The 24,729-nt window shown below is 67.8% G+C and carries 30 protein-coding genes and 3 tRNA genes; 15 read left to right on the top strand and 18 right to left on the bottom strand.

The features are described from left to right. Position 1 precedes the first annotated feature (1 nt). From ABZ412_RS29075 to ABZ412_RS29100, 6 genes are all read right to left on the bottom strand, one after another. A complete protein-coding gene (locus ABZ412_RS29075) occupies positions 2 to 943 on the bottom strand; it encodes a M56 family metallopeptidase (RefSeq protein ID WP_357286264.1) in 942 nt (313 codons plus the stop codon). A gap of 293 nt (positions 944 to 1,236) precedes the next feature. Next, positions 1,237 to 3,336, bottom strand: a complete 2,100-nt coding sequence (locus tag ABZ412_RS29080) for a thiamine pyrophosphate-dependent enzyme (protein WP_357286267.1) — start codon at positions 3,334 to 3,336, stop codon at positions 1,237 to 1,239. Between the two features lie 278 nt (positions 3,337 to 3,614). Continuing rightward, positions 3,615 to 5,099: an Ig-like domain-containing protein gene (locus ABZ412_RS29085; RefSeq protein ID WP_357286270.1), complete on the bottom strand. Its 1,485-nt coding sequence runs from the start codon at positions 5,097 to 5,099 to the stop codon at positions 3,615 to 3,617. Between the two features lie 184 nt (positions 5,100 to 5,283). Next, on the bottom strand, positions 5,284 to 5,841 hold the full coding sequence (locus ABZ412_RS29090; RefSeq protein WP_357286273.1) for a 3'-5' exonuclease: 558 nt from the start codon (positions 5,839 to 5,841) through the stop codon (positions 5,284 to 5,286). A 60-nt stretch (positions 5,842 to 5,901) separates the two neighbouring features. Beyond that, positions 5,902 to 6,681: an META domain-containing protein gene (locus ABZ412_RS29095; RefSeq protein ID WP_357286275.1), complete on the bottom strand. Its 780-nt coding sequence runs from the start codon at positions 6,679 to 6,681 to the stop codon at positions 5,902 to 5,904. Between the two features lie 19 nt (positions 6,682 to 6,700). Then, the gene (locus ABZ412_RS29100) at positions 6,701 to 6,979 is read right to left on the bottom strand and encodes a lipase family protein (protein WP_357286278.1); all 279 of its coding nucleotides are present in this window, start codon (positions 6,977 to 6,979) and stop codon (positions 6,701 to 6,703) included. A 56-nt stretch (positions 6,980 to 7,035) separates the two neighbouring features. Here ABZ412_RS29100 and ABZ412_RS29105 point away from each other — a divergent pair, with 56 nt between their 5' ends. From ABZ412_RS29105 to ABZ412_RS29115, 3 genes are read left to right on the top strand one after another with little or no spacing between them, the layout of a single operon-like run. Then, positions 7,036 to 7,662, top strand: coding sequence for a TetR/AcrR family transcriptional regulator (locus tag ABZ412_RS29105; protein ID WP_357286281.1), 627 nt, complete (start codon positions 7,036 to 7,038; stop codon positions 7,660 to 7,662). Positions 7,663 to 7,696: 34 nt separating this feature from the next. Next, complete coding sequence (locus tag ABZ412_RS29110; RefSeq protein ID WP_357286284.1) at positions 7,697 to 8,158, top strand: VOC family protein; 462 nt, start codon at positions 7,697 to 7,699, stop codon at positions 8,156 to 8,158. Positions 8,159 to 8,170: 12 nt separating this feature from the next. Beyond that, positions 8,171 to 8,944: a MerR family transcriptional regulator gene (locus ABZ412_RS29115; RefSeq protein WP_357286287.1), complete on the top strand. Its 774-nt coding sequence runs from the start codon at positions 8,171 to 8,173 to the stop codon at positions 8,942 to 8,944. A 37-nt stretch (positions 8,945 to 8,981) separates the two neighbouring features. Here ABZ412_RS29115 and ABZ412_RS29120 read toward each other — a convergent pair whose 3' ends face one another. Further along, a complete protein-coding gene (locus ABZ412_RS29120) occupies positions 8,982 to 9,206 on the bottom strand; it encodes an excalibur calcium-binding domain-containing protein (protein ID WP_357286380.1) in 225 nt (74 codons plus the stop codon). Between ABZ412_RS29120 and ABZ412_RS29125 the strand changes: the two genes are divergently transcribed. The 5 genes from ABZ412_RS29125 to ABZ412_RS29145 all read left to right on the top strand — a co-directional run bounded on the left by ABZ412_RS29125 (position 9,112) and on the right by ABZ412_RS29145 (position 10,478). Further along, a complete protein-coding gene (locus ABZ412_RS29125) occupies positions 9,112 to 9,672 on the top strand; it encodes a hypothetical protein (protein WP_357286388.1) in 561 nt (186 codons plus the stop codon). The genes ABZ412_RS29120 and ABZ412_RS29125 overlap by 95 nt on opposite strands. Beyond that, positions 9,669 to 9,965, top strand: coding sequence for a hypothetical protein (locus ABZ412_RS29130; RefSeq protein WP_357286290.1), 297 nt, complete (start codon positions 9,669 to 9,671; stop codon positions 9,963 to 9,965). The genes ABZ412_RS29125 and ABZ412_RS29130 overlap by 4 nt, the downstream gene beginning before the upstream one ends. Positions 9,966 to 10,037: 72 nt before the next feature. Continuing rightward, a tRNA-OTHER gene (locus ABZ412_RS29135) sits at positions 10,038 to 10,123 on the top strand. Between the two features lie 117 nt (positions 10,124 to 10,240). Continuing rightward, positions 10,241 to 10,317, top strand: a tRNA-Met gene (locus ABZ412_RS29140). 85 nt (positions 10,318 to 10,402) lie between these two features. Beyond that, a tRNA-Glu gene (locus tag ABZ412_RS29145) sits at positions 10,403 to 10,478 on the top strand. A 91-nt stretch (positions 10,479 to 10,569) separates the two neighbouring features. Here the strand turns inward: ABZ412_RS29145 and ABZ412_RS29150 are convergent. After that, entirely contained in the window at positions 10,570 to 11,808 is a 1,239-nt protein-coding gene (locus tag ABZ412_RS29150; protein WP_357286293.1) for a S8 family serine peptidase, read from the bottom strand. Positions 11,809 to 12,048: 240 nt separating this feature from the next. On the opposite strand from ABZ412_RS29150, the gene ABZ412_RS29155 reads away from it, so the two are divergent. Continuing rightward, complete coding sequence (locus ABZ412_RS29155) at positions 12,049 to 12,183, top strand: LPXTG cell wall anchor domain-containing protein (RefSeq protein WP_357286296.1); 135 nt, start codon at positions 12,049 to 12,051, stop codon at positions 12,181 to 12,183. Beyond that, positions 12,180 to 12,572 (top strand): DUF6221 family protein, encoded by a 393-nt coding sequence (locus ABZ412_RS29160; protein ID WP_357286298.1) that lies wholly within the window; start codon positions 12,180 to 12,182, stop codon positions 12,570 to 12,572. The genes ABZ412_RS29155 and ABZ412_RS29160 overlap by 4 nt, the downstream gene beginning before the upstream one ends. Here the strand turns inward: ABZ412_RS29160 and ABZ412_RS29165 are convergent. Further along, complete coding sequence (locus ABZ412_RS29165; RefSeq protein WP_357286301.1) at positions 12,539 to 12,835, bottom strand: hypothetical protein; 297 nt, start codon at positions 12,833 to 12,835, stop codon at positions 12,539 to 12,541. The two genes, ABZ412_RS29160 and ABZ412_RS29165, sit on opposite strands and share 34 nt — an antisense overlap. Before the next feature lie 77 nt (positions 12,836 to 12,912). Here ABZ412_RS29165 and ABZ412_RS29170 point away from each other — a divergent pair, with 77 nt between their 5' ends. Both ABZ412_RS29170 and secG read left to right on the top strand, forming a co-directional pair. Continuing rightward, on the top strand, positions 12,913 to 15,498 hold the full coding sequence (locus tag ABZ412_RS29170) for a LuxR C-terminal-related transcriptional regulator (protein WP_357286303.1): 2,586 nt from the start codon (positions 12,913 to 12,915) through the stop codon (positions 15,496 to 15,498). A gap of 455 nt (positions 15,499 to 15,953) precedes the next feature. Then, positions 15,954 to 16,187, top strand: coding sequence for a preprotein translocase subunit SecG (gene secG, locus ABZ412_RS29175; protein ID WP_154789531.1), 234 nt, complete (start codon positions 15,954 to 15,956; stop codon positions 16,185 to 16,187). Positions 16,188 to 16,215: 28 nt separating this feature from the next. Here secG and ABZ412_RS29180 read toward each other — a convergent pair whose 3' ends face one another. From ABZ412_RS29180 to ABZ412_RS29205, 6 genes are all read right to left on the bottom strand, one after another. Then, positions 16,216 to 17,115, bottom strand: coding sequence for a transposase (locus tag ABZ412_RS29180; RefSeq protein ID WP_357286382.1), 900 nt, complete (start codon positions 17,113 to 17,115; stop codon positions 16,216 to 16,218). Positions 17,116 to 17,137: 22 nt separating this feature from the next. Continuing rightward, the gene (locus ABZ412_RS29185) at positions 17,138 to 17,371 is read right to left on the bottom strand and encodes a hypothetical protein (RefSeq protein WP_357286306.1); all 234 of its coding nucleotides are present in this window, start codon (positions 17,369 to 17,371) and stop codon (positions 17,138 to 17,140) included. Then, positions 17,372 to 17,518 (bottom strand): hypothetical protein, encoded by a 147-nt coding sequence (locus ABZ412_RS29190; RefSeq protein ID WP_357286309.1) that lies wholly within the window; start codon positions 17,516 to 17,518, stop codon positions 17,372 to 17,374. A 39-nt stretch (positions 17,519 to 17,557) separates the two neighbouring features. After that, the gene (locus tag ABZ412_RS29195; RefSeq protein ID WP_357286385.1) at positions 17,558 to 17,650 is read right to left on the bottom strand and encodes a helix-turn-helix domain-containing protein; all 93 of its coding nucleotides are present in this window, start codon (positions 17,648 to 17,650) and stop codon (positions 17,558 to 17,560) included. 115 nt (positions 17,651 to 17,765) lie between these two features. Next, positions 17,766 to 18,107, bottom strand: a complete 342-nt coding sequence (locus ABZ412_RS29200; protein WP_357286312.1) for a hypothetical protein — start codon at positions 18,105 to 18,107, stop codon at positions 17,766 to 17,768. Further along, a complete protein-coding gene (locus ABZ412_RS29205; RefSeq protein ID WP_357286315.1) occupies positions 18,100 to 18,387 on the bottom strand; it encodes a hypothetical protein in 288 nt (95 codons plus the stop codon). The genes ABZ412_RS29200 and ABZ412_RS29205 overlap by 8 nt, the downstream gene beginning before the upstream one ends. A 148-nt stretch (positions 18,388 to 18,535) precedes the next feature. On the opposite strand from ABZ412_RS29205, the gene ABZ412_RS29210 reads away from it, so the two are divergent. Further along, positions 18,536 to 19,201, top strand: coding sequence for a DUF1361 domain-containing protein (locus tag ABZ412_RS29210; protein WP_357286318.1), 666 nt, complete (start codon positions 18,536 to 18,538; stop codon positions 19,199 to 19,201). An 18-nt stretch (positions 19,202 to 19,219) separates the two neighbouring features. Here the strand turns inward: ABZ412_RS29210 and fadD8 are convergent, their stop codons facing one another. Genes fadD8 through ABZ412_RS29225 form a run of 3 tightly spaced genes read right to left on the bottom strand, consistent with a single transcriptional unit; the run spans position 19,220 to position 22,935 of the window. Next, the gene (gene fadD8 / locus ABZ412_RS29215) at positions 19,220 to 20,827 is read right to left on the bottom strand and encodes a fatty-acid--CoA ligase FadD8 (protein WP_357286320.1); all 1,608 of its coding nucleotides are present in this window, start codon (positions 20,825 to 20,827) and stop codon (positions 19,220 to 19,222) included. A gap of 23 nt (positions 20,828 to 20,850) precedes the next feature. Continuing rightward, complete coding sequence (locus tag ABZ412_RS29220; RefSeq protein ID WP_357286323.1) at positions 20,851 to 22,044, bottom strand: beta-ketoacyl synthase N-terminal-like domain-containing protein; 1,194 nt, start codon at positions 22,042 to 22,044, stop codon at positions 20,851 to 20,853. 42 nt (positions 22,045 to 22,086) lie between these two features. Beyond that, on the bottom strand, positions 22,087 to 22,935 hold the full coding sequence (locus tag ABZ412_RS29225; protein ID WP_357286326.1) for an SDR family NAD(P)-dependent oxidoreductase: 849 nt from the start codon (positions 22,933 to 22,935) through the stop codon (positions 22,087 to 22,089). A gap of 53 nt (positions 22,936 to 22,988) precedes the next feature. Here ABZ412_RS29225 and ABZ412_RS29230 point away from each other — a divergent pair, with 53 nt between their 5' ends. Further along, positions 22,989 to 23,960 (top strand): alpha/beta hydrolase, encoded by a 972-nt coding sequence (locus tag ABZ412_RS29230; RefSeq protein WP_357286329.1) that lies wholly within the window; start codon positions 22,989 to 22,991, stop codon positions 23,958 to 23,960. Positions 23,961 to 24,085: 125 nt separating this feature from the next. Further along, on the top strand, positions 24,086 to 24,478 hold the full coding sequence (locus ABZ412_RS29235; RefSeq protein ID WP_357286332.1) for a PaaI family thioesterase: 393 nt from the start codon (positions 24,086 to 24,088) through the stop codon (positions 24,476 to 24,478). Positions 24,479 to 24,729: the final 251 nt, after the last annotated feature.

Below are 24,729 nucleotides of genomic sequence, written 5' to 3' on the forward strand. Positions count from 1 at the left end.
GTCAGGTCAGGCAGACCTCGATGCCGATGGTGGCCGCGATGAGCGCGGCCACCGGAATGAGCATGGCGGTCAGGGTCGCGGCCACGGCCGCGGTGCGCGAGTGGGACCGGGCCACATCGGCCGGTTCGGACAGTCGCCGCACGCGGGAGCGCAGCACCGCGTGGGTGGTCTCGGACTGTTCGGGCAGCGCGGCCATCGTGAGCAGGGCTTGCAGGACCGTGTCGCGGCCGTGGATGCGCGCGGCCGCGTCGTCGGCCAGCATTTCCAGCAGGCGCGCCACCTCGGCCGCGCCGGTGGTGAACAGGTCGACCCGCGGCAGCACGGTGGCCAGGCCGCGGGTCAGGGTGAGCAGCAGGTGGTGGCGTCCGGTCAGGTGGGCGCGCTCGTGGGACAGCACCGCTTCGAGGTGGTGGTCGTCGAGAGCGGTGAGCACGCCGCGGCTGACCACGATCGTATGGGGTTTGCCCGCAACGCAATACGCGGCGGGATGATCCACGTCGAGGATCACGGCGTCCAGTTCGGGGTGGTGGCGTCCGGCCAGGCGGGCCAGGCGCGCGTGCTCGAGTGTGCTGCGGTGCGATCGCCACAGTGTGGTGGCGAGCCGGAACGCGACCACCAGGCCCGCGAGGGCCGCGAAGAAGGACAGGATCAGCAGGCCGGTCTGCAGGTGCCGTCCGTAGTGGCCGACCGCCGCGTCGTGCAGGTGTAGGAGGCAGGTGTCGAGGAAGCGGGCCGGCAGCACCGAGATCTTATGGGTGCCGATGTCGACCACGATGATGGTCACCGTCACCGCCCATGCCAGCAGGGTCGAGATCATCACCGCCACCCACGCCGCGACCGCGATGCGCGGTGCGGCCCCCGACGCGCTGATCCGCCGTAGCACCCGGGGCGCGAGCACCGCGACCGCGAACCCGTACAGCAACAGACAGACGGCGACACTCATCGGCCCACCCGCGATCGCGCGGCCCGCATCCGATCTCCTCCCGTGGAATCCGCCCGAGTGTAGGGGGCAAAACTGAGGACAGCCTTACTGTCGTGCGCGAGTTTGCGAATCGTGTGCGGGTCGCCACGTGCCCCTTGCGGGCGGCCCCGCGTCTACGGTATTACGTATCTACGTAGTTGATACGTAGATTGGCTTGGTGTCGTCCTCCGACGGCACCGGGACGCCGACCGGAACCGGCGTCGACCACGGGCGGGGCCGGGCTTCCAAGCGAGCAGGCCCGGCTCCGCCCGTGGTCACCGGGGCGCGGCCAGCAGGCTCAGCGCGCCCGCCTCGATCGCGTCCTCGTCCAGTAGCACCGACGATGCCGCCGGGCCCAGCGGCACGAAACTGTCGGCACTGGTGACCCGGGCGAGCCTGCCGTCGAATCCGGCGTCCAGCAGCGCCGCGCACACCGCCTCGGAAACGCCTCCGCTGCGGCGGGTTTCGTCGGCGATCAGCACCCGTCCGGTGGCGCGGGCATGGTCGAGGAGATCCGCCACCGGCAGCGGGGCCAGCCAGCGCAGGTCCAGCACCCGGGCGTGGATGTCACGCTCGGCCAGCCGCCGCGCCACCCGCAGGCTCATCGGCACCCCGTTGCCGAAACTCACGATGGTCAGGTGCGTGCCCTCGCCGTACACCCGGGCCCGGCCGATCTCGGCATGGCGCACAGCGGAAATCGGCGCCAGCCAGCCGCCGTCGCCGTCGCGATACAGGTCGCGGGTGTGATAGAGCGCGATCGGCTCCACGAACACGCACACCCGGCCGTCCACCCGGGCCGCCGCCACACACGTGCGCAGCATGGCCGCGGCGTCGTCGGCGCGCGACGGCACCGCCAGCACCAGACCGGGGATATCCCGCAGCGCGGCAAGGGAATTGTCGTTGTGGAAGTGGCCGCCGAAGCCCTTCTGATACGCCAGGCCCGCGATGCGCACCACCACCGGATTGCGATAGCGGCCGCCGGAGAAGAACGACAGGGTCGCCGCCTCGCCGCGCAACTGGTCCTCGGCATTGTGGACGTAGGCCAGGTACTGGATCTCCGGGATGGGTACGAACCCCGCCAGGCCGGCGCCGAGCGCGGTGCCCAGCACACTCTGCTCGTCGAGCAGAGTGTCGAAAACCCTTCGCGCGCCGAAACTTTGCTGCAAGCCCTTGGTGACGCCGTACACCCCGCCCTTGCGGCCCACGTCCTCGCCGAACACCAGCACGTCCGGGTCGCGGGCGAGCAGGTGCGCCAGAGTCTGGTTCACCGCCTGGGCCAGGGTGAGCGGGTCGCCGTCCACCGACTCCGGACCCTCGGTGCCGCGCAGGGCGTCGGTGCGGACCGCCGAGGGCCGCGCGGGGGCCAAGGGGGCCTGTATTTCGGCAGCCGAGCCCAATTTCGGTTCGTGCCAGGCACTGTCGGCGGCCTTGGCGACCTGTTCGGCGATCTCGTCATAGCGGGCCAGGATCGCGTCCGGGGTCGCCACCCCGGCGGTGACCAGCAGCCGGGCGGTCGCGGCCACCGGGTCGCGGCGCAGATCGGCGGCCATGTCGGCCGGACGCCGGTAGGCCGATTCGACATCGGAGCCCGCGTGGCCGAGCAGCCGTACCGTGCGCAGGCGCAGGAAGGCCGGTGTGCGGTGGGCGCGAACATGATCGGCGGCCGCGGTCGCCGCCGCCAGCGCCGCGGGCAGGTCCGCGCCGTCGGCGTCGAAATACGCCAGGCCGGGGCGCGAGCCGTAGGCCTGTTCGATCCAGGTGCGCGGGGTCGGCACGCTGATGCCCAGGCCGTTGTCCTCGCACACGAACAGGATCGGCATGGGCACGCCCTGGTGGGCGGTGTGGATCGCGGTATTGATCGCCCCGGCGGCGGTCGAGTGATTGGCCGAGGCGTCGCCGAAACTGCACACCACCACCGCGTCCGTGGGCCATTCGGTGCGCAGCCCCAGCTGTGCGGCCCGCCCCAGCGCGAAGGCCAGGCCGACCGCGCGCGGCAGATGCGAGGCGATGGTGGAGGTCTGCGGGATGATGTGGGCGGGCTTGCTGCCGAAAACCTTGTGCCGCCCACCGGAGATCGGGTCGGCGGCCGCCGCGGTCACGCCCAGCAGGACGTCGCGGATCGGGTCCAGGCCCGGGACCTGCCGGGTGCGGTGCACGAAGAACGCGCCCGAGCGATAGTGCAGCAAGGCCGGATCGGTGACCCGCAGCGCTGCCGCGACCGCGGCGTTGCCCTCGTGCCCGGCCGATCCGATGCTGTAGTAGCCGTGTCCGTCGCGGCCCAGCCGCCGTGCGGCCAGATCCAGGTGCCGGGAGGTGGCCTGGGCGTCGAACAGTGCCAGGGCGAGCTCACCGGTGAGTCCGGCGGCGCCGATCAATTCCCCCTGCGCGCGAGCCGGTCCCGGTGTCGCCGCGGCGACCTCCGCGCGAAACCACTGATCCAGATCCGCTTCGCGGTCGTTGATGACGCCCTCCCATATGCCCCATAGGTCGCGTACGCCGGGAACTCAGCGTAGAGGTGACGCGGCGCTACCTGCGGCAACATCCGATCCCTCGGCCAGTCCGTCCAGCCTGCCGCGAATCGGCGCGGCCGGGGACCATTTCGCGAAGATGTCGCCGGACGGCGGGGAGGGGACCGCCCGGCGACATCACCCCGCTACTTGCTCGAGCCGGTACCGCCGAGCAGGGAGCCGAGGCTGCCGGTCCCGCTGCCGGTGTCGACCCCGCCCGCGGCGGCGGCCACCACGACCGAGGCCCGGTCCGAGGACGCGTTCACGGTGCCGTGGCCGGAGTATTCGGCGGTCAGCGTGCGCTGGCCCGCGGTGGCCGGGGTCCACTGGATGGTGGCGGTGCCGTCACCGGAGACCTGCGCGGTGCCGACCACGGTGTTGCCGTCCTTGAAAGTGACGCTGCCACCGGCGTTTCCGGGCTTCACCATCGCGGTGACCGCCACCGCCTTACCGACCTGCGCGCCCGAGACCGGGGACAGGGTGGTGGTGGAATCGGTGTTCTGGGCCGGGGCCTCGGCCACGGTGACCTGCGTGGACGTGGTGGAGCCGGTGACGCCGTCGCGGCCGGAGAAGGTCGCGGTCAGCGAGTGCGCGCCCGCCGTGGCCGGGGTCCACTGGTAGGCGGCGGTGCCGTCGTTGCCCACCGGGACGACCGCGAGGGAGGCGTCGCCGTCGCGGATCTCGACGGTGCCGCCGGCCGCGGCCGGGCTCACGGTGGCCGTCAGCGTGGTCGCCTTGCCGACCTGCGCGCCGGAGGCGGCGGCCAGGCTCACCGTCGAGGTCTGGTTCTGCTCCGACACCTGCGCGGTGACCGTCCCCGAGGTCGACCCATTGGCGGCCGCGGTGCCCGCGTACTTCGCGGACAGGCCGTGGTCGCCCTTCACCGCGGGGGTCCACTGGAAGGTCGCGGTCCCGGCGGCGTCCAGCGCCCCGGAGCCGATCTTCGTCGCGCCGTCGAAGAAGTCGACCGGGTCGCCCGCCGCGCCGCCGGTGACGGTCGCGGTCAACGTGGTCGCCACACCGACGCGCGCGTTCTGCACGGCGGCCAGCGTGGTGGTGGTCGCGTTCTTGCCGACTGTGATCGAGGGGCCCTTGGTGCCGTAATTGCCCGAACCGAGCGACCCGCCGTAATCCATGCCGCTGGTCAGCGCCGCACCGCGCGCACAGTTCTGTCCGACCTTGTACTGCACGGTGAAGATAGGGGAGCGGTGGAAGCCGGGGCGGTTCTGCACCGACCACTCGGTGACCCCGAACGACACGCGCACGTAGCCGTAGCCATTGCCCTCGTCGGCATTGACCTCGGGATTCGCGTACGGGTAGTCGCCGTCATTGCCGGTCATCTTGGCCGAGCCCGCGACATAGGTCAGGCACGCCGCGTGCCGGTCCTTGATGTTGTAGATGAACTCGTCGGTCCAGCTGGTCCGCTCGAACTTGGTGCTGACCGTGACCGTGTCGCCCTCGGCGGGAGTGGTGTTGCTGACGGTCCGGGTGAACTGCGAGGAGCCGTCGCTCCAGGTGATCGTTCCCGGGTCCGCCTGGGCCGCGCCCGCGCCGAACAGCGCCAGCGCGCCCGCCGCCGTGGTGGTCGCCGCGCAGGCGGCCATACCGCGCGCAATAACTCTGTGTGCCATGGATTTCCTAGATGTTCGATGGTCTACGCCCGCGGAGCTGGTCCTCGGCGTGGAAATGAACATTAGGGTCGTCGGGCAGCAGAGCTGAAACATTGAAATGCCGTTAGTTCACAACATTCCGTTGTCAGTCGACCATGCATAAAAGACCATGTAGCGCAGGGTTTTCGAGCAATGGCACAAAGCGTCAGCCCGGCCACGAACCCTTACTCATCAGCTCCGCGATCAAGGCGGCGATATTCCACGCATCGTCCCCGCCGCGATGATGTGTTCCCTCCAGCGGCAGCCCGGACAGCCGCAGCGCGCCGGCCATGCCGTAGCGGCGCTTGGTCTCGCGCGCCGCGGAGAACGCCAGCTTGGCATTGGTGTGCTCGCGGCCGAACGGATAGCGCACACCCGTGCCCTGGCATTGCGCGGTGAACTGTTTGCGGTCGTAATCGCCCCAACTGGCCCACGGTCTCGAATCGGCGTGAAATTCGGTGCACAGCAGTTCACACGCCTCGGCGAAAGTAATGCCCGCGCTCACCTGTTCGGGAGTGAGTGTCGTCAGGCTCGTACAGAATTCACTCACCGCCGAATGCTCGGGCCGCACCAGAATGCTGTGCTTGCTCACCCGTTCCCTGGTCACGGTATCGAGCACGCACAACCCGATTTCGATGATCTCGCTGGGCTGCCCCGGCGGGTTGGGTCCCTCCCAGCAGGTGGCCTCCACATCCACCACATTCAGGAATCTCGCAGTCGTCATGGAATCGGACGCTAGCGCGCCGATACCGTCCGGCGACAATGATTTTCGCCGGACCCGGTCTCACTCGGCGCGCAGTTCGATGCCGGCGCCATTGCCCGCGTTACGCAGGGTCAGCACGTCGGAATCGATGGTGGCCTTGGCTTTCCCGTCCAGCGCCTCGAGAACCTGCTGCTCGACCTCCATGACCTCGGGGGCGCACATCATGCGGGTGGTGGCGAGGGAGAAGGTGACATCCTCGCCGTCGATGGCCGCGGTGCCGGTCATCTGATTGCAGCCCGCGCTGCCGGAGACCTTGCCGTCGGGGGTGATCGTCAGGGTGGGACGAACCTCGTCGAGAGTGGCCGAACGGACCTTGGCCTGCGTACGCAGCAGGCTGGTCACGACCCAGGTGGTGCCGACCAGCGGCTTGTCGGGGTGGGCGACCTTGCGGTCGAGCATGGTGACCGTGGAGCCGCTGCCCTTCACCGTGAGGGTGTCGCCGGACAGGGTCCAGGTGGGCTGGGAACGCAGCAGGGCGCTCTGCCATTCGTCGGCGCCCGCCAGATCGCCCGGGCACGCCATCAAGGTCGACGACAGCTCGCCGACCTGCATCGTATTGCCCTGCAGGTCGACCGAACCGTTGGCGGTATTGCAGCCCGCGGACGCCGAGACCCGGCCCTCGGTGAAGGTCAGCGTCAACGGCCCCCCGCCCGGGATCGGGGTCCCCGACACCGCCGTCGAGACGAACGTGCGACCGGCCAGCGAGGCGGGCGGCGGCTCGTCCCCACCGCCGCCCGACGAACATCCGGCGGCGGCCAGGGCGGTCAGTGCGAGCAGGATCGAAACCCGGGTTGCTGGCATGAGCCCGATCGTACGGCCGCTACACCGGTATCCCGAGCGCTGACGCGAGGGTCTGCCCGATCGTGTTCACGAACGCGCCGACCGCACCGGGGTCGAGAATGCCGGAATACACATCGCGGTTGTGGCAGCCCTGCGGCGCGGGAACACCATGGAGGCGGTCATCGATCCACAGCGCCGCGCTCGCGGTGTTCGACACCGCCGCGATGCCGTGCTCGCTGAACAGATCACGCGTGTACTGCACGCGGGCGCCCAGGTCGTGGCAGTAAATGTCATATGCCGCCTGCGGCGAATGTGTCAACGGTCACCGTGGTCCGGATATTTGCCGCTCATGTTCACGGGGCAGGATGGGGTGTCGTGAGCGAAGTTTCCCGCCCGCGGCGCACCCAGCAGGAGCGCCGGGCAGCCACCGTGGCCAAGCTGGTGGACGCCACCATCGCGGCCATCGGCGAGGTCGGCTACCAGCGCACCACCGTGCAGGAGATCTGCGGCCGCGCCGGACTATCGGCCGGGGCCATGTTCCGTCAGTTCGACACCCGCCTGGACCTGATCGTGCGCACCGCCGAGGAGATCTTCGCTCGCCAGCTCATCGGCTACCGGGGCGCCATGGAACAGCTTGGCGCCCAGGACAATCCACTCGACGTCGCATTGCGGTTCCTGCGCCAGGCCCAGCAGTCCAACCTCACCCGCGCGCTGCGCGAGATTTTCCTGGCCGCCCGCTCGGACACCGAACTGCGCGACCGCGTCGCACCCATCGCCGAGAACTACTACCGCGAGATCGTGGCCGCCCTCGGCGCCAGCGGCGTCCTCGCCGACTTCCCCGCCGACCTGCGCGAATCCATCTTCTTCATGATGCTGCACCTGTTCTCCGGCGAAGCCGTGGTGCGCGGGGTCTATCAGCGCCCCGATCTCGATGTCGCCATCCTGCGTCTGGTCGAGGACATGCTGGCGGTTTACTCCCGGCACACCACACCGCCGAGTTGACCTTGCCGCTACGTCAACTCCTACCGTCGAGTCCATGAGCGAACACCCCGACATCGACCGCACCATCTACCCCATGCCCATGTTCGCCACCTTCCAGGTGCGCGACATCGCCGCCACGACGGCGTTCTACGAGGCCGCCGGATTCATCGCGCTGGCAACCATTCCCGGCGACAACGGCCCGGTCGTGGTGCACCTGCGCCGCATGAAATACCAGGACCTGCTGCTCGTCCCCGGCGACCCCGTCCCCGGCAGCCCCACCGTCAGCTTCTCCGCGGGCGACGAGGATCTCGCGACCCTCGCTTCAACCTTGCGTGAGCACGCCTTCCCCGGCGTGACGATCACCGGCCCCACCGACACCGTGTGGTACACCAGCGATGTCACCATCACCGACCCCGACGGCAACCGCGTCATCCTCACCGCACCCCGCCTGGCCGAACTCGACCACGCCAAGGAATGGGCGGCCACCTTCGAGGGCGACTGGGTCGGCAAACACTGACGGGAGACCTTCATGGAGTGGACGATCCAGCAACTGGCCGACAGCGCCGGCATCACCAGCCGCACCCTGCGCCACTACGACGAGATCGGCCTCCTCCCACCCGCCCGAGTCGGCCACAACGGCTACCGCCACTACGACACCGACTCGGTCTCCCGCCTCCAGCGCATCCTCCTGCTGCGCGAACTCGGCCTGAGCCTGCCGGCCATCGCCGAAATCCTCGACCGCGTATCCGACGAGGACCCCGCCGACACCGAGGACGCCGCCCTGCAGGCCCACCTCCGCGTCCTGGAAGCCGAACGCGCCCGCATCGACGACCGAATCCGCGCCCTGCGCCACACCCTCGACACCCGAGCCGGCGCCGAAGGCTCCCTGCGCATGATGCTCGAAGGCTTCAACGACCCCTACCGCGACGAAGTCATCGCCCGCTGGGGTGAGGAGGCTTTCGAAGCCAGCAATCAGTGGTGGCGCGCCAAATCCCTCCGGCAACAACGCGAATGGAAACGCGACCTCGACGACATGATCGCCACCTGGATCACCACCTGGAAATCCGGTCACGCGCCCGACTCCGCCCCCGCCCAATCCCAAGCCGCCCGCCACATCGCCTGGTTCCGCGCCACCCCCGGCACCCCTCTGGCCGACGGTGACCGCGAGCGCTCCATCGCCATGGTCACCGCCATGGCCGACATGTACGCCGACGACGAACGCTACGCCGCGGCCTATGGCGATCCGAATTGTGCAGCGTTCGTGCGGGATTCGCTCAAGGAGTACATCCGACGCTCCCTGTAATGCCCGGCGGCCGCGAAGACCGCCGGATAGCCGAAACCTATCTCTCGCAAGCGATCCCGTCACCATCACGATCGAGCCCCGAGCGATAGCCGGGATCACCCCGCCGAAGCGGCGCGGCCCCCGCCCGCTTGGCCTCGGCGCAACTGCCGTAATACACCGACGGGGCATTGGTCGTCTCGGGTGCCGGCGCGGGTGCGGGTGGCTGCGGGGCGGCCGGTGGCTGCACGGCGGTCGGCGGTGCCGCCGGGGCAACGAACGGCACCGGCGCCGGAGCGGGCGCGACCTCCGTCGACGTGCTCAACGGCGCCATCTCCGGCGCCATCTCCGACGTCGTCGTCGTACTGGTAGGCGGAGCGAGGGTAGTGGTCGCCTTCATCGAGGTCACCGCGGAACTGGTGACATCCGCAGGTGACGACGACGCCGGTCCGCAACCGGACATCACCACCGCCCCAACCGCGGCAGCGGCGATAGCGGGGACGTTACGACATAGCAATCGCAAGACATGGCCATTCATGCCGACCGACCCTGCGCCAATTCCCGGCGCCTGTACACCTTTCAGCAACGCCTTGGCACTATCTGTCCCCACAACCCAGACCTTCCCGGCAAACCGGTCCAATTCAGTTGCCGCCGTGCGTTGCTCCGGCGAACGTGGCTACATCACGAGCCGACCCGTGCGGCGAGTCGATCGATTACTTGTCGAGAAACCATCCAGCGGAGATCGTTCATGAGGCGTACACGGCCCACCGCGCAGCAGGCACGCGAGCGCTTCGATTACATGCTCACCGCAGCGTTGCGAGGCGAGCGGCCGCAACGCGAGTCCGGGCTGGATACCGACATCGAAGACCTCCTGAGTGTAGTCGCCAAGGCCTTCCCCGCCGAGGCTCCGACGGCAGTGATCGATCAAGCGAGAGCCCTCTTGAATCAACAGGTGTCCTGGATCGAAAACCCGCCCACCGAAGCAGAGGGCATCGCGGAACTCGCGAAGCGGTTCCCGGATATCGATGTCTCCGAAGGCCTGTGAAATTCGGTTGCAGCCCTTCAGCCTTCCTGCGAATGTGGTTGGACCGCGAGCTCAACGGAGCGGCGGTGAAATGGAAGGTTCCGGCCTGTGGAGGCCAGCCGGTCTTGAAAACCGGAGGCGGGCATTGTGTCCCGGGGGTTCGACTCCTCAACTTTCCGCGATGGAAGATAAACCGGTCAGGCCGGCCGGAACCCGTTGCTAGCGGTGTTGAGCCTCAGGGCTTGGGATTCGAGTTCTCTGTCTTCCGCAGGGTCCGCCATTGGGCGGATCGTTGGAGCGGTGTGGCGCAGTTAGGAAGCGCAGTGGGCTCATAACCCACAGGTCGTCGGTTCGAATCCGACCACCGCCACCAACCGGTCGAGCACATGGCGTGCACGGAGGCTGTAAACCTCCCGCCTTCGGGCACAGGTGGTTCGATTCCATCCGGCCGGACGCGTGGCGTAGTTGCTCTGTCGGTATGGGCAGCCTGACTTTCACTCAGGAACCACGTCGGTTCGACTCCGACCTACGTCATTCGAGGCTGCGGACGGTGAGGCAATTGTGTGGCCGCATAACAGTGCGCCGTGCTCGAGGCCGGGCACGGCGCACTGTTATCGAGGGGCGGTTACAGGCCGCCGGTGCTGAGCAGCCGGTTTATCGTGGGTGTGGCGTTGGGGTTGGGGTTGGATTTGGGTTGCACCACGTTTTTGGTGGATTTGTCCTTGATCCAGTTGGCGATCGTCTGCCAGTACGTGTCGCCGTAGGTGGACTTGTAGAGGGCTCCGACTCCGGCGACCATCGGGGCGGCGAATGAGGAACCGCTGGACTTCACGAAGCCGCCGCCGATCGCCGGGAAGGGGACCTCACGGCCGGGTGCGTACAGCTGGACGCAGGGGCCCCAGTCCGAGCTCTGGGCGGCGCGGTCCTCGATGTCGGTGTGGGCGACCGCCACCACTCCGGCGGCGTCGGCGGGGGAGCCGAGGCAGGCATCGGCGTCGCGATTGCTCGTCGAATTCGCGATGAACAGGCCGGAGTCGGCGAGGGCGTTGAAGACCCCGCGAAGGTACGCCGCCTGGACATTGTCGAGGAATGAGCCGGTCCCGTTGACATTCAAGGAAATGTTCACCACGGCGGGCTTCTGGTGATGCGCCTGCACCCAGTCCGAGGCGTTCAGAATGGATGAAAGGTCGGCCGTCCCATCGCATCTCGTGATACGGACGGACACCAACTTCACCTTCTTGGCCACACCGAACTTGGCTCCGCCCAGTACGCCCGCCACGCCGGTGCCGTGCTGGTAACCCCCGCAATCGAGGGTCGGCGCGGTGCTGATCACCGACATGCCCTCGGAGGCTCGCCCCTCGAAGTCCGGATGACTGACATCGATGCCACCGTCGATGACGTAGGCCGTGACACCTGCGCCGGTGGCGGTGGTGGTGTAGCTCCCGTCGAGCGGCAGCGCCGACTGATTGATTCGATCAGCTGCCCACCCCGGGCCCGGTTCGGTGGTCGGGGTGTAGCCGTCGATGCTCGAGGTCGCCGCGATGACCCGGTCCTCGAGGATCATCTCGACCGCCGAATTACCCTGCAGGGCTTCGACTTGAGGCTTCGTCAGCTTCGCGGCGAAGGACCTCAGGCCGGCCGACTTCACGCGGGTTTCCTTGATCTTCGCCTGTGACAGCACATCGTCGATATTCGCTCCCTCTTTCACGGAGACGACATAGACGTCCGGGATGCCACGCCCGGGTTGCGCCCGATCCACCGAGATCGTCGGTGTGGGCGCGGCAGGTTCGGCGCCGGCGGGAATCCCCCCCGCGGCGGGTATGGCGAGCACCGCGACCAGCAGTGCCAACCAGGTCTTCTTCACTTGTTCAACTCCCCATTTGTAGAACGCCTTGTTCCCCTGGCCGATCAGTTCGACCAGTCGGGAACGCTACTGAGCGCCAAAAGTGAACGACACACGTTTCACTCGAATATGACGGGTGTCACTTTCGCAGTGACGGCCCGATCCTCTTATGGCAGTACATATTCGGTGACCACGGAGGACGAGTAAGGCGGCGATGCCTGGCCTGTGCGGCCCGCGGCGCGTAATGAGAGACAATCGATCATGCGCACTTCCACGGTCGTAGTGCTCGCCGTCGCCGCCGCGGTGCTGGTCGCCACGGGCGCGTCCTCGCTGTATTGGGTGTTGTGGGCCGCTCTGGTCGTGGTCGCGACCGCACTCTGGATGGTCCGGCGATGATGACCATCGAGCAGTTCATCGCCCGGCGACTCGAGCGGCAACAGGAAGCCGCCGAGTTCGCGGTGAGCCTGGAGCATGATTTCCGGGACAGTGGTCGGGAGATCAAATACGAGTGGGTGCGTCTCGTACGGCCCAAGCACAGCCGCTCCGCCCCGTCGACGGTGTTCGTGCCGGGCACGTTGACACCGAAGCAGATGCTGCGCCACCTGGCCGTGCTGCGGCTGATCGTCAGCGAGCACACACCCGACGCGCAGCACCGGTGCTCGGTGTGCCGTGACCCCGGTGACCGCGGCCCGGTGGCCTGGCCCTGCCCGACCGTGCGTTCTATTGCCGCCCTCTGGTCCGACCACCGCGACTACAGTCCCGAGTGGGCGGTCGATCGGCCATGATCGATCGAGTCGGGCGCGACCAGGGCTGATTGCTGCGTGCTCGCCCGCACCTCATCGCGTGCTTCCGCAATATGCAGCGACCTGGTCCGGTGTATCGGATCAGCGTCTCCGCCGCGGCGCGGATGCTGGGCCCCGAGCTGTCCTAACATCGCGATCACGCCGCCGATGGCGAAGACGGCGAATCCGGTTGCTCCATCCGCTGGGTGGCCGCTGGACTGCATCGAGAACGTCATGGTCAACCAGCCGATGACGGCGATGACCACGAAATGTTTTGCAAGGCAACCTAATTCATAGCCATCAGTATGGTGACGCGGGATATGCGGACCGAACGTTCTTTACGATGGTCGGGCCCGTCCTTGGCTCGACGCGCACCACCGATGCTCGGTTGTCATCCCGGTCAGTACACGTTTCGAGAAGACGCCTGAATGACTCGGCGATAAGGCTGTTGTGCGGCTGCGGTGCACCAATGATTCCCTACCGCGTTTCACCTCGGGCAACGACATGGCGACGATCGGCTGGTCGGAAGTCTGTCAGGGGTAGCGTTCGAACCCAGGTTGGCGGCGACAGGAGGGCTTGCTCGATGGAGACGTCCGTGAAGGCGGCACCCGGGAAGCTGCCGCTGGAGTTGACGAGTTTCGTCGGTCGGCGCCGGGAGGTGGCCGAGGCGCGGCGGTTGCTGGCGACCTCGCTGTTGGTGACGTTGACGGGCACCGGTGGCGTGGGAAAGACCCGGTTGGCGATGCGGGTCGCGGAGGAGTCCCGGCGGTCGTTCGCCGACGGGGTGTGGTTCGTTCCACTCGGTGAACTGCACGATCCCGCTCTGGTGGCGGAGACCGTGACCGCCGCGCTCGGACTGCCGGATCAACCGGGCCGGTCGTTGTCCCAACTGCTGATCGATCACTTCTCGACCAGGCAGGCGCTGTTGGTCCTGGACAACTGCGAGCACCTGCTGGGTGCTGTCGCGGAGTTGGTGAAGACGCTGCTTCGGGCGTGTTCCGGGGTGCGGATCCTGGCGACGAGCCGGGAGCTGATCGGGATGGAAGGGGAGCGGATGTTGCAGGTTCCACCGTTGTCGGTTCCGGACGACCAGCAGTCTCCGCTGCTCGAGGCGATGCCCCAGTACGATGCGGTGGCACTGTTCGCCTCCCGGGCGGCCGCGTCAGTGCCCGACTTCGCCCTCAGTAAGGCCAATTGTGCTGAGGTGGCGGGGATCTGCAGGAGGCTGGAAGGGCTTCCGTTGGCGATCGAGTTGGCGGCGGTGCGGATCCGGGTGTTGTCCGCCGGCCAGATCCTGCAACGGTTGACCGACCGGTACCGGTTGCTCACCGTCAGTTCCAGGCTCGCGCCCACCCGGCAGCAGACGTTGCGGTCGTGCGTGGACTGGAGCTACGAACTGTGCACCGAGCGGGAACGGGAGTTGTGGGCCTGGCTGTCGGTGTTCGTCGGCGGATTCGAGCTCGACGCGGCCGAGGGCGTCTGTCCCGAGGAGGTGGTCGGAGACGACCTCCTGGACACGGTGGCATCGCTTGTGGACAAGTCGATCCTGAGCCGTGAGCAGGTCGGCAACGTCGTTCGCCTGGTCATGGCCGAGACGATCCGCGACTACGGCAGGGAGAAACTGCGCGAATCCGGCGACCTTTCCCGGGCGCGGCGGCGGCACCTCTCGTGGTACGAGCGGTTGGTGAAGCGGGCCGAGATCGACTGGATCGGCCCCGACCAGGTGAGCTGGATCGAGCGATTCGATCGGGAGCAGCCGAACCTGCGGGGGGCTCTGACCTTCAGTATGACCGAATCGGTCGTCGCCACCGACCCGGATGTCACCGCGCGCATGGTGAACGCCTTGTGGCTGTTCTGGCAGTGCCGGGGTCTGTTGGCGGAAGCCCGGCACTGGATGGGCCGCTGCCTCAACGGCTCCGACACCGCGGGGGCCGAGGAACGCGTCAAGACGTTGTACGGCGACTCTTTGTTCGCGGGGATGCAGGGTCAACTCGATGAGGCCGCGGCTCTGGCGGTGGAATGCTGTTCACTCGCAGAGCAATTGGGGCGCGCGGAGTCGATCGAGGTCGCGAACTACGCTCGAGGATATCTGGCGATGTTCACCGGAGACCTCGCGGCGGCGGCCGAGCGGTTCCAGTCGGCCCTCGCCGGCGCACCCGCCGCCGGCTCCCACCTGACCGGGACTGGACTCCAGATCGCACGATTGATCGGCGGGATTCTCGGCCTGGCGATCGCGAGCGGACTGTCAGGGGACGATGAGACCGCGGTCGCCTGTCATGAGCAGGTGCTTGCGATCACCGCACCGCGCGGTGAGTCCATCTACCGTGCGTACTCGTCATGGGCTCTCGCGCTGGCAGCACTGCAGGCGGGGGACACCGATCGGGCAACAGCCCTCGTGAAATCGGCGTTGCGGCTCCTCCGGCGGATCAAGGACCCGGTCGTGACGGGCTGGTGCCTCGAGTCGTTGGCCTGGGCCGCGATACGTGAGGACCAGGCGACCCGGGCCGCCATCCTGATGGGCGCCGCGGTGACGCTCGCGCAGACGGTCGGAAGGATCTCGGTGACCCTCCCGAACCTGCTCGACAACCACGACGAGTGCGAGCAGCTCACCCGCGAGGCACTCGGGAACCGCGCCTACCAAGACGCGTTTCGCGCCGGAACCGCCATGAGTTTCAACGAATCCATCGCGTACGCGCTCGGCGACGGCCCTGCCGACGAGCCCCCGGCGACCCCGGACGCACCGGTGTTGACCCGCCGCGAGACCGAGGTCGCCGACCTCGTCACGAAGGGACTGACCAACAGGGAGATCGCCTCCACCTTGGTGATCTCGCCCCGCACAGCCCAGGGCCACGTCGAGCACATCCTGGCCAAGCTCGGGTTCACATCGAGAAGCCAGATCGCGGCCTGGGTTACCGAGAAGCGGAAGTGATCGACTGCGACATCGGTCCGACAGGTGAGCGAGCCAACGCTCAGAGGCCAACCGGCCCACCGAATACCAGCGCAGCGCGCAACCGTCGCGCATCATGTGCGTGGTGGCGGAGAACCCGGTCAACCCCAGCGCCTCGGAGTGAGGGCGTCATGTCGGGCCAACGCTCGAACGTAGTTGCGAATACTGGCGCGTGCGAGGCATGTCATCGAGCATTGCGGAATGTTTGCTGAATGAGCTGTCGAGAAGTGTCTGCAACTGCCCCACCTGATGCGGAATGATCTTGGTCTGCGCCTTGGCGTCCAGGGCATCGCGGGGCGTGCAGTGTCAGATCTCGTGCCACAATTTTGCGGGACATCGCGGGACAGTCTGTGACGGGCTGGGGCACGCCCGATGAACGTGCCCCTCACCAGGGGGTTGGTAAAAAGCACCCCTGACGACCACCTATACTCCCTGGAATGCGGATGTTCCTGGATATCCTCCTAGTTATCACCAGCGTGCTGCTGGTGCTGCTGGTGCTGTTGCACCGCGCCAAGGGCGGAGGTCTGTCCAGCCTCTTCGGTGGTGGAGTGCAGTCGAGTCTGTCGGGCTCTACTGTCGTCGAGAAGAACCTCGACCGGATCACCATCTTCCTCGGCGTCATCTGGCTGATCTCGATCCTCGGGATCGGGCTCGAAATCAAGTTCTCCTAGCAGCGTGTCTGGAAACCGTGCGTGGTTTTCAGACACCACCCTTCTCGGGCGTCGTTGGTCCGCGCCATATCCGTGGCGTGGGCCTCGGTTCCCGCTTCATCCGGGGCGGTTTCACCGGCATCCGTAAGGTGTCGGCCAGCGCCATCTCGTCGGCGGGCATTGGTGACCCGGTCTCCCGCTTGGGGGTCCGGGGATCGATGGAAGGGAACTCGGGGTGGATTCTCGGCCAGGCCGCGAGATAGGCCGCAGCATTGTGATCGCGGTCGGCTCGAAACCCGCACCGGCACGCGAACATTCGATCTGACAACGTGAGCTCTTGGTTCACAAATGTGCAGGCCGAGCACCGCTTGCTCGATGGGTACCAGCGGTCGGCGATTACAACGGTCCCGCCACGCCATTCCTGCTTGTAGCGCAACAGCTGCCCGAACGTGGCCCATCCGGTATCCGCGATCGCACGAGCCAGACGGCGGTTGGCCATCATGCCGGCCACGTTCAAGTCCTCGATTACAAGCCGGTCGTGGGTGTTGACCAGCTTATTTGTGACTTGGTGTAGGAAAGGCCGACGGATGTTGGCGACGCGATGATGGTGCCGCGCCAGGCGGGCAGCGGCGTCTTGATAGTTTCGCGACCTTCTTTGTTTGCGGGACAACAATTTCGCCAGCCGACGCTGCCGGGTCAGTCCGATCCTCAACGGCCTTGGTGCATTGTCGACACGGGCGACCTCGGTGCAGTCGTCGGTGGCGGCGACCGGGAAATTCGACAACCCGCGGTCGACGCCTACCCACCCGGTGTCATCGGAAGCCGCGCGTGGCTGGTGGCGTGAGGTGAGGTTGACGTCGGCGGCCTCGGCGGTAACGCTTACTCGCCGGCGACCCGCCCGGAATGCGATGCTGGCGTAAAGGATTCGTGCGCGGCCGTTTGCCAACATCCGCCGCAAGCGGCGTGCATCTTCACGGACTCGGATTGTTCCGATGCCGGGTAAGGTTTACCGACCGGGGAATCCCATTGTCGCCGAGGCGGATTACGGGCCGACCGGCCTTGGAGACTTTGTTGCGCAGCCGGAACGTTGGGGTGGTCGAATTCTTGCGCTTGAACTGCGGGAATCCGGCCTTCCGGCCTTTTCGTTTGCCCGAGCGGGAATCGGCGAAGGCGCGACCGCAGTCCACGGCGGCTTCTTCGAACACCTACTGTCGCACCTGATTACGCCACACCAAGCCGGTCACGTGAATCTCGGCGACCCCGGTCGGGTCGACGGCGATCACCCGGCCTGCGGCCTCGGTCTTCTTCCACGCGTTGAAGGCGTTGATCAGACTGAAACCGGTCCACGGCACAGGGTGATCGGGGTCGGTTGTGCGGCGGTCGAGGGCGGTTCACACCAGGTCGAGGGACTTGTTGTACGCGAACCGTGTCGCCCCAGCGTGCCGAGCAAGCGCATTCTGCTGCTCGCCAGTGGGTCGAGGCAGTAGCGGAAGGCGTGTAGCGGCTCATCAGTGGCGAGTGTGACACACACCACCGACAAGGCAGTTGGACCGTGCGCGACCGTCCAAGCACGGTGACGTGCCCGGGCGATTCGTCATGTCAGCTCCGATGACCGTGGGCCGGTGAGAGATTCGCCAAGGCGGCGGACAACGCGCGGCGGGCGTCGGCGCGGCTTATGGGGGTGTCGTCGTCGAGGGCGGCCAGCTCGATGGTGAGGAAGTCGCGGATCAGGTCGGACATACTGACGCCGCGGTGGTCGGCCTCGGCGCGGATGCGTTGATCCATGGCGTAGGGGAGCCGGACCGTGCGCAGCACCGTGACGGGGGTGTCGGGGCCGGGGATGTCGGGTTCGGGGGCGTCCTCGTCGAAGGTGAGGCTGTCGAGGAAATCGCGCGCCTCGGCCGCCGTGTTCGGGTACCCCTGGTCCGGATGGTCACTCATGGTCCGCCTCCCATTGTTCGAACTGGGCGAGAAGCCGTCCGGTCACCGGCCGGACGCCGATGACCTGCTGGTCCCACTGCGACAGCGGGCGAACCACCACCGCGAGCGGTAGCCCGGCGCCGGTGCGGCCGATGATCATGAGGGCGGGTAGTCCGCCCGTCCCGCGCACCGGTCGCGGCCAGCGCCGGCCGGGTCCGGTCAGGACCCGCAGGACCTCTTCCGGCGCGACACCGAGCCGGGCCGCGACGTCGAGGGCCCACTCTGGAATCTCATATCCCACGGCCGCATAATACGATCGTAAAACAGCTGGTCGCCACCTGTCGACCAGAGTTTCCAGAGAACCACGGGCGCGTCGATCGCGGGCGTGTTGCCCGAGCGGCGTCCTCGACACGCGGGACGAGGTGCGCCGCACAAGGCATCATGAACGAATGGACCCGGTGAAAACGGTCGCGCCGAGCCTCGCGGGGGTGCTGGACCGCAATCTGTTCTGGATGGTGTGGAACACCGTGCTGGCCTGGATCCCGGTGGCGCTGGCGCTGCTGGTGTTCCGCCGCCCGCCCGAAGATGAACGACGACTACCGATTTCGCCGTTCTGGTGGGCCGGTGTCGCGCTGTTGCTGCTGTTCCTGCCGAACGCGCCGTACGTGGTGACCGATCTGGTGCATCTGCGCGACGACATCCGCGCCGCGGGCAATGGCCCTGTGGTGACGACGATCCTGCCGGTGTACGGCGTGTTCATCGTGTCCGGATTCGTCGCCTACTACCTGGTGCTGGCCGAGATGGGCCGATTCCTGGCGGCGCGCGGACTGGCCGCGTGGCGGACCCCGGTGACCCTCGCCGTCCATTTGCTGTGCGCGGTAGGCGTTTTCCTGGGCCGCTGGGTGCGGCTGAACTCGTGGGAGCCGGTGGTGCAGCCACGCGGCACCTTCGACCGCATGATGCTGGCGTTGAGCTGGAACTGGGCCCCGGTGCTGATCGCCGCGGTGTTCGTGGCAACGGCGTTGGGCCACTTCGTGACCCGCGCCGTGGTGGAGGCGGGCGTGGACAGCGCCCGCCGGGGCGCCCGGCTGATCCGAACCCGCAGGTTCGCCTAGCCGGACGCCCGCGGGGGATCAGGCGATGCCGAGACGATCGGCCGCCAGCACCCGGATCGCCTTCTTGTCCGGCTTGCCCAGACCGGTCAGCGGCAGCTGCTCGATGACCAGCACGTGCTTGGGCACCTGCACCGAACCCTTGCGCTGCTTGACCGCGGCCTGGATCTCGGCGGTGACGGTCTCGACCGCGGCCGGATCGGCGGCGGTGGCCGCATCGAGCACCAGGACCGCGGTCACGGCCTCACCCCACTGGGGGTCCGCCACACCGACGACCGCGACCTCGTGCACCAAGGGGTGTTCGGAGACAACGTCTTCCACCTCACGGGGGAACACGTTGAACCCGCCGGTGACGACCATGTCCTTGGAACGCCCGACGATGAACAGGAACCCGTCCTCGTCCTGACGCGCCAGGTCACCGGTGCGCAGCCACCCGTTCTTGAAGGTGTCCGCGGTGACCTCGGGCAGGTTCAGGTAGCCGCCCGCGAGCAGCGGCCCCGAGACACAGATCTCGCCGACCTCGCCCTGGGGAACCTGGTTGTCCTCACCGTCGAGCAACGCCACCCGCACCGCGGTGGAGGGCCGGCCGCACGAGGTGAGCCGCGCCTTGTCGTGCTCGTCCTTGCCCAGGTAGCTGATCGCCATCGGCGCCTCGGACTGCCCGAAGTACTGGGCGAAGATGGGCCCGAACCGATCGATGGCCTCCTGCAACCGATTCGGGTCGATCGCGGACGCGCCGTAGTACACGGTCTCCAGCGAGGACAGGTCCCGCGTCTTGGAGTCCGGGTGATCGAGCAGCGCGTACAGCATCGACGGCACCAGCATGGTCGCCGAGATCTTGTGCTCCTCGATCGCGCGCAGCACCTCGCCCGCGTCGAATCGCGGCAGCACCACGCACTGCCCGCCCAGCAGCACGACCGGCAGGAAGAACGCCGCGCCCGCGTGCGAGAGCGGCGTGCAGATCAGGAATTTGGGGTGGCGGGGCCATTCCCACTCCGAGAGCTGGATCTGCGTCATGGTGTTCATGGTCAGCGCCGTGCCGATGACACCCTTGGGCTTGCCGGTGGTGCCGCCGGTGTAACTGATCGAGATGACGTCCGAGGGCAGCAGTTCGGTCGCCTCGACCGCGCGCGGCTCGTACTTGTCGGCGGCGGCCAGGATGTCCACGCCGACGTCGGCGAGCTGCTCGGGCACCGGGCCCAGCACAAGGATCTTGGTCAGCGTCGGCACCATGTCGACCAGTTCGCGGGCGCGCTGCACGAACGCCGGGACCGGGTCCAGGATCAGCGTCGAAATGCCCGCGTCGGCAAGCACATACGCGTGATCGTCCAGGCCGCCGATGGGGTGCAGCGCGGTGCGTCGCGAGCCCACGATCTGACCGGCGCCGATGGTGAACAGCACCTCGGGCCGGTTCAGGGCGAGCACGCCGACCGGGGTGCCGGTGGTGACGCCGTGTTCGGCGAAGGCGTCGATGTAGCGGCTCATGCCGTCGAGCACCTCACCGCCGGTGAGGATGTGGTCGCCGAGGGTGAGCACCGGACGGTTGCGATGCCGCTTCAGCCCGGCCACCAGGGCGTGCCCGTTGTGCACGGGCAGCCGGAGCATGGTGTCGGGATCGATTGCACTCATGGGGTTCTCAATTCATCCGATGGTCACGCCGTGTGGGCCGCGTACAGGGTGACGACGACCGCGCCGCCCAGGCCCAGATTGTGCGCCAGTGCGGTGCGCGCGCCCGCCACCTGACGATCGCCCGCGAGTCCGCGCAGCTGCCAGCTCAATTCGGTGCACTGCGCCAGGCCGGTCGCGCCGAGCGGGTGGCCCTTGGAGATCAGGCCGCCGGACGGGTTGACCACCCAGGTGCCACCGTAGGTCGTCGCACCCGACTCGACCAGGGCTCCGGACTCGCCCTCACCGCACATGCCCAGCGCCTCGTAGGTGATGAGCTCGTTGATGGAGAAGCAGTCGTGCAGCTCGATCACGTCGACGTCGGCGACGGTGATCCCGGCGCGCGAGAACACCTTCGACGACGCGGCGCGGGTCATGGGCGCGCCCACCACGTCGATCATGGAGCCGGTGGAGAAGGAGGTGCCGTCGTCGGTGGCCAGCTCCTGGGCCAGGATCTCGATGGCCTGGCCCTCGAGGCCGTTCGCCTTCACGAACTCCTCGCTCACCACGACCGCGGCGGCCGCGCCGTCGGACATGGGCGAGCACTGCGAGCGGGTCAGCGGGCCGTGGACCGGCTTGTCGCCGAGCACCTGCTCGAGGGTGTACGCGTCCTGGAACTGCGCGAGCGGGTTGTTGGTCGAGTGCTGGTGGTTCTTCACCGCGACCGCGGCCAGCTGCTCGGGGGTGGTGCCGTAGCGCTTCATGTGCTCGATGGCGGCATTGCCGAAGAACTGGGTGGTGATCGGCGCGGCGGAGAACTCGAAGTGCTCCTTGTTCACCTTCAGGTGGTGGTCGACCGTGGTGACCTTCGGCTTGGTGGCCGGGCCCGCCATGGCCTCCTTGGTCATCTGCTCGAAGCCGACCGCCAAGGCGACATCGGTGATGCCGGAGGCGACCCACTCGCGGGCGAACATGAGCGCGGTGGAGCCGGTCGCGCAGTTGTTGTTCACGTTCACGACCGGGATGCCGGTGAGACCGATGTCGTAGAGCGCCCGCTGACCGGCGGCCGAGGGCTGGAAGACGTAGCCGACCGCGGCGCGCTGCACCTGGTCATAGGTGACGCCCGCGTCCTTCAGCGCGCCGTTCACGGCCTCGGCGACCATCTCCGGGTAGGTCCACTCGCGGGAACCGATCTTGACGAACGGCGTCATGTTCACGCCGACGACGAAAACGCGTCGCATTGGGTTGTCCACTCCTGTTCTTCGGGAACGTAATTCGGGTGTCTAGTCGGCGCGCGGGACGCGGCCGTCGATGTCGGTGAAGCCGTACGCCTCGGCCAGGTCGGCGACCTTCCAGGCTTTCCCGGTGCGCGCCAGGCGATCCGGGTCCGCGGCCAGGGCGGTGACGGCGCGGCCGGCGAAGTGCGGGGTCTCGGCCTGATCCAGGTCGAAGGTGCCCTCGCCGGGCAGGGTGACCAGGCGGCGGCCCTGGGCGTCGGCCGGAACCATCTGCAGCAGTTCGGTATTGACGATGCCCGGCCAGATGGAGACGGCGGTGGTGCCGGTGCCCTCGAGGTCGTGGGCCATGTCGGCGGTGAGCCGGTCCACGGCGGTCTTGCCGACCCCGTAGACCGCGTTGTGCATGTGGCGGACCGCGCCGGGGGAGGACACGTTCACGATCAGGCCCCGCGACTCGATGAGCAGGGGCGCGGCGAAAACGGCGGCCACGTAATGGGATCGGACGCCGATGTCGAAGCCCTCGTCCCAGGCCTTCGGCGGCACCTCCCAGAACTTGCGGCCGATCCAGCGCGCCGAGGCGGGGGAGTTGTAGACGTTGTTGACCAGTACGTCCAGGCGGCCCTGCTCGTCGCGGATCTGCGCGAAGAGTTTCTCCACCGCGGCGTCGTCGCGGTGATCGCAGACCACCGCGACCCCGTGCCCGCCGAGGGCGTCGATCTCGGCGGCCGTCGCGGCCACGGTGCCCGGCAGGTGCCCGGCCGTGACGGTGCGCCCGGTGACGTACACGGTCGCCCCGGCCGCGCCCAGCTCCAGGGCGATGCCCTTGCCGATGCCCCGGCTGGCCCCGGTCACCACCGCGACCTTTCCGGCGAGAATCTTGGGTATTTCGCTCACGACCTCTGGACATTACCTTGAAATAGGAACGTGTTCTAGAAATTGGAGGCGGAGTGGAACTGACGCATCGGACGATCGACACCGGGGAGGTCCGCCTGCACGTCGCGGATCAGGGCGAGGGCTTCCCGGTCGTGTTCTGTCACGGGTTCCCGCACACCTGGTACATGTGGCACCACCAGCTCGACGCGGTCGCCGCCGCGGGCTACCGTGCCCTGGCCCCCGACCTGCGCGGATACGGCCGCACCGAGGCCCCCGCCGACCCGGAGGCCTACACCAACGCCGCCGTCATCGGCGACCTGACGGCCCTGCTCGACGACATCGGCGCCGAGAAGGCCGTCTTCGTCGGTCTGGATTTCGGCGCGCAACTGGTGTGGGAACTGAGCCTGCGCGCCCCCGAACGGGTCGCCGGCGTCGTGGTCCTGAACAACCCGTTCGCCCCGCGGCCCCCGCGCCCGCCGTCGGCCTTCTGGACCAAAGCGGCCGAACGCCACTTCCTGCACCTGTCCTACTTCCAGACCCCCGGCGTCGCCGATGCCGAACTCGCCGCCGACCCGCGCGGGTTCCTGGCCCGGGTCTACTACTCGCTCTCCGGCGACTACCACTACCTCGACACCTGGAAGAACCCGCCCGGCCTCGGCTACCTCGACGTGCTCCCGCAGGCCCCCGCCCTGCCCTGGCCGTGGCTGTCCCAGGCCGAATTCGACACCCTGGTCGCCGATTTCGAGCGCACCGGCTTCACCGGCGGCCTCAACTGGTACCGGAACCTCGACCGCAACTGGGAACTCACCGAGGCCTACGCCGACGCCAAGGTGGAAGTCCCCACCTACTTCCTCTACGGCGAGAACGACCCGGACATGGAGGGCTTCTCCGGCCGCGACCCCCTGGCCACGTTGCGCGCCAACGTCACCGACCTGCGCGAGGTCCGTGATGTGCCGGGCGCGGGCCACCTGGTCCAGCTCGAACGCCCTGACGCCGTCAACGGATTCCTGATCGAGGCGCTGAAGGGTCTCGAACTCGACCGGTAGCCGCGCGATGGTCGACCGGCGCGGGCCGGTCGATCCCGCGTCAGCGGCGCCGCGCTCGTCGCGCGCACTGATCAGGCGAGGCGAGCGCGGGCCTCGGTTAAGCTGTCCGCCTTGTGGAATCCTCGGTGAATCTCGATGGCGGCTTCGGCGCGCTCATCGGTCTGGACATGGTCGAGTTCGACCGCGACGGTGCGCGCAGCCTCTGCCGGCTCACCGTCGCGCCCGAACACCTCAATCCCCATCGCGTGCTGCACGGCGGGGCGATGTATTCGATGGCCGACCAGGGCATGGGCGCGGCGGTGTACTGCGTTCTGGGCGAAGGGGAGTCCTGCGCCACCATCGAGGTGAAGATCGTCTACCTCGCCGCGGTGCGCGGCGGCGTGGTCGATTGCGAGTCCCGGGTGATCAACCGGGGCAAACGCGTCATCGCCCTGGAGTCGGAGATCCGGAACGAGGGCCGCCTCGTCGCCAAGGCGCTCGGCACCTTCGCGGTCTTCCCGGCCAGAACCGCAACATAGTCGAATTCAGCTGGTGGCCTGGCAGTTCTGGCCGTCGTGACCTCCACACCTACGTGGAACCGCTATCGGATCGCGTGGTAACCGACGTCGAGCCCGGCAAGCCCCGCCAAGACCAACTGCGGGCGCGGCCCGCGTGCGCCAGCATCAGCCCGATGATGCGACCGGTGGGTGCAGAACCGGACATTCCGGTGCAGAACCGGTCATGATTCGGCGTCCGACCACCATCTTCTGTTCGTACGACCAGTCCGGGG

It is taken from the genome of Nocardia sp. NPDC005746 (genome assembly GCF_040630785.1).
Classification (GTDB): Bacteria; Actinomycetota; Actinomycetes; order Mycobacteriales; family Mycobacteriaceae; genus Nocardia.

What these genes read in the sequence shown, in the direction of transcription:
- ABZ412_RS29095 (WP_357286275.1), bottom strand. Translation starts at nt 6,681, where the DNA reads ATGCCAGCAACCCGGGTTTCGATCCTGCTCGCACTGACCGCCCTGGCC.
- ABZ412_RS29115 (WP_357286287.1), top strand. Translation starts at nt 8,171, where the DNA reads ATGGAGTGGACGATCCAGCAACTGGCCGACAGCGCCGGCATCACCAGC.
- ABZ412_RS29200 (WP_357286312.1), bottom strand. Translation starts at nt 18,107, where the DNA reads ATGAGTGACCATCCGGACCAGGGGTACCCGAACACGGCGGCCGAGGCG.
- ABZ412_RS29180 (WP_357286382.1), bottom strand. Translation starts at nt 17,115, where the DNA reads ATGTTGGCAAACGGCCGCGCACGAATCCTTTACGCCAGCATCGCATTC.
- ABZ412_RS29085 (WP_357286270.1), bottom strand. Translation starts at nt 5,099, where the DNA reads ATGGCACACAGAGTTATTGCGCGCGGTATGGCCGCCTGCGCGGCGACC.
- secG (WP_154789531.1), top strand. Translation starts at nt 15,954, where the DNA reads ATGCGGATGTTCCTGGATATCCTCCTAGTTATCACCAGCGTGCTGCTG.
- ABZ412_RS29155 (WP_357286296.1), top strand. Translation starts at nt 12,049, where the DNA reads ATGCGCACTTCCACGGTCGTAGTGCTCGCCGTCGCCGCCGCGGTGCTG.
- ABZ412_RS29170 (WP_357286303.1), top strand. Translation starts at nt 12,913, where the DNA reads ATGGTCGGGCCCGTCCTTGGCTCGACGCGCACCACCGATGCTCGGTTG.
- ABZ412_RS29210 (WP_357286318.1), top strand. Translation starts at nt 18,536, where the DNA reads ATGGACCCGGTGAAAACGGTCGCGCCGAGCCTCGCGGGGGTGCTGGAC.
- ABZ412_RS29090 (WP_357286273.1), bottom strand. Translation starts at nt 5,841, where the DNA reads ATGACGACTGCGAGATTCCTGAATGTGGTGGATGTGGAGGCCACCTGC.
- fadD8 (WP_357286320.1), bottom strand. Translation starts at nt 20,827, where the DNA reads ATGAGTGCAATCGATCCCGACACCATGCTCCGGCTGCCCGTGCACAAC.
- ABZ412_RS29075 (WP_357286264.1), bottom strand. Translation starts at nt 943, where the DNA reads ATGAGTGTCGCCGTCTGTCTGTTGCTGTACGGGTTCGCGGTCGCGGTG.
- ABZ412_RS29220 (WP_357286323.1), bottom strand. Translation starts at nt 22,044, where the DNA reads ATGCGACGCGTTTTCGTCGTCGGCGTGAACATGACGCCGTTCGTCAAG.
- ABZ412_RS29130 (WP_357286290.1), top strand. Translation starts at nt 9,669, where the DNA reads ATGAGGCGTACACGGCCCACCGCGCAGCAGGCACGCGAGCGCTTCGAT.
- ABZ412_RS29110 (WP_357286284.1), top strand. Translation starts at nt 7,697, where the DNA reads ATGAGCGAACACCCCGACATCGACCGCACCATCTACCCCATGCCCATG.
- ABZ412_RS29160 (WP_357286298.1), top strand. Translation starts at nt 12,180, where the DNA reads ATGATGACCATCGAGCAGTTCATCGCCCGGCGACTCGAGCGGCAACAG.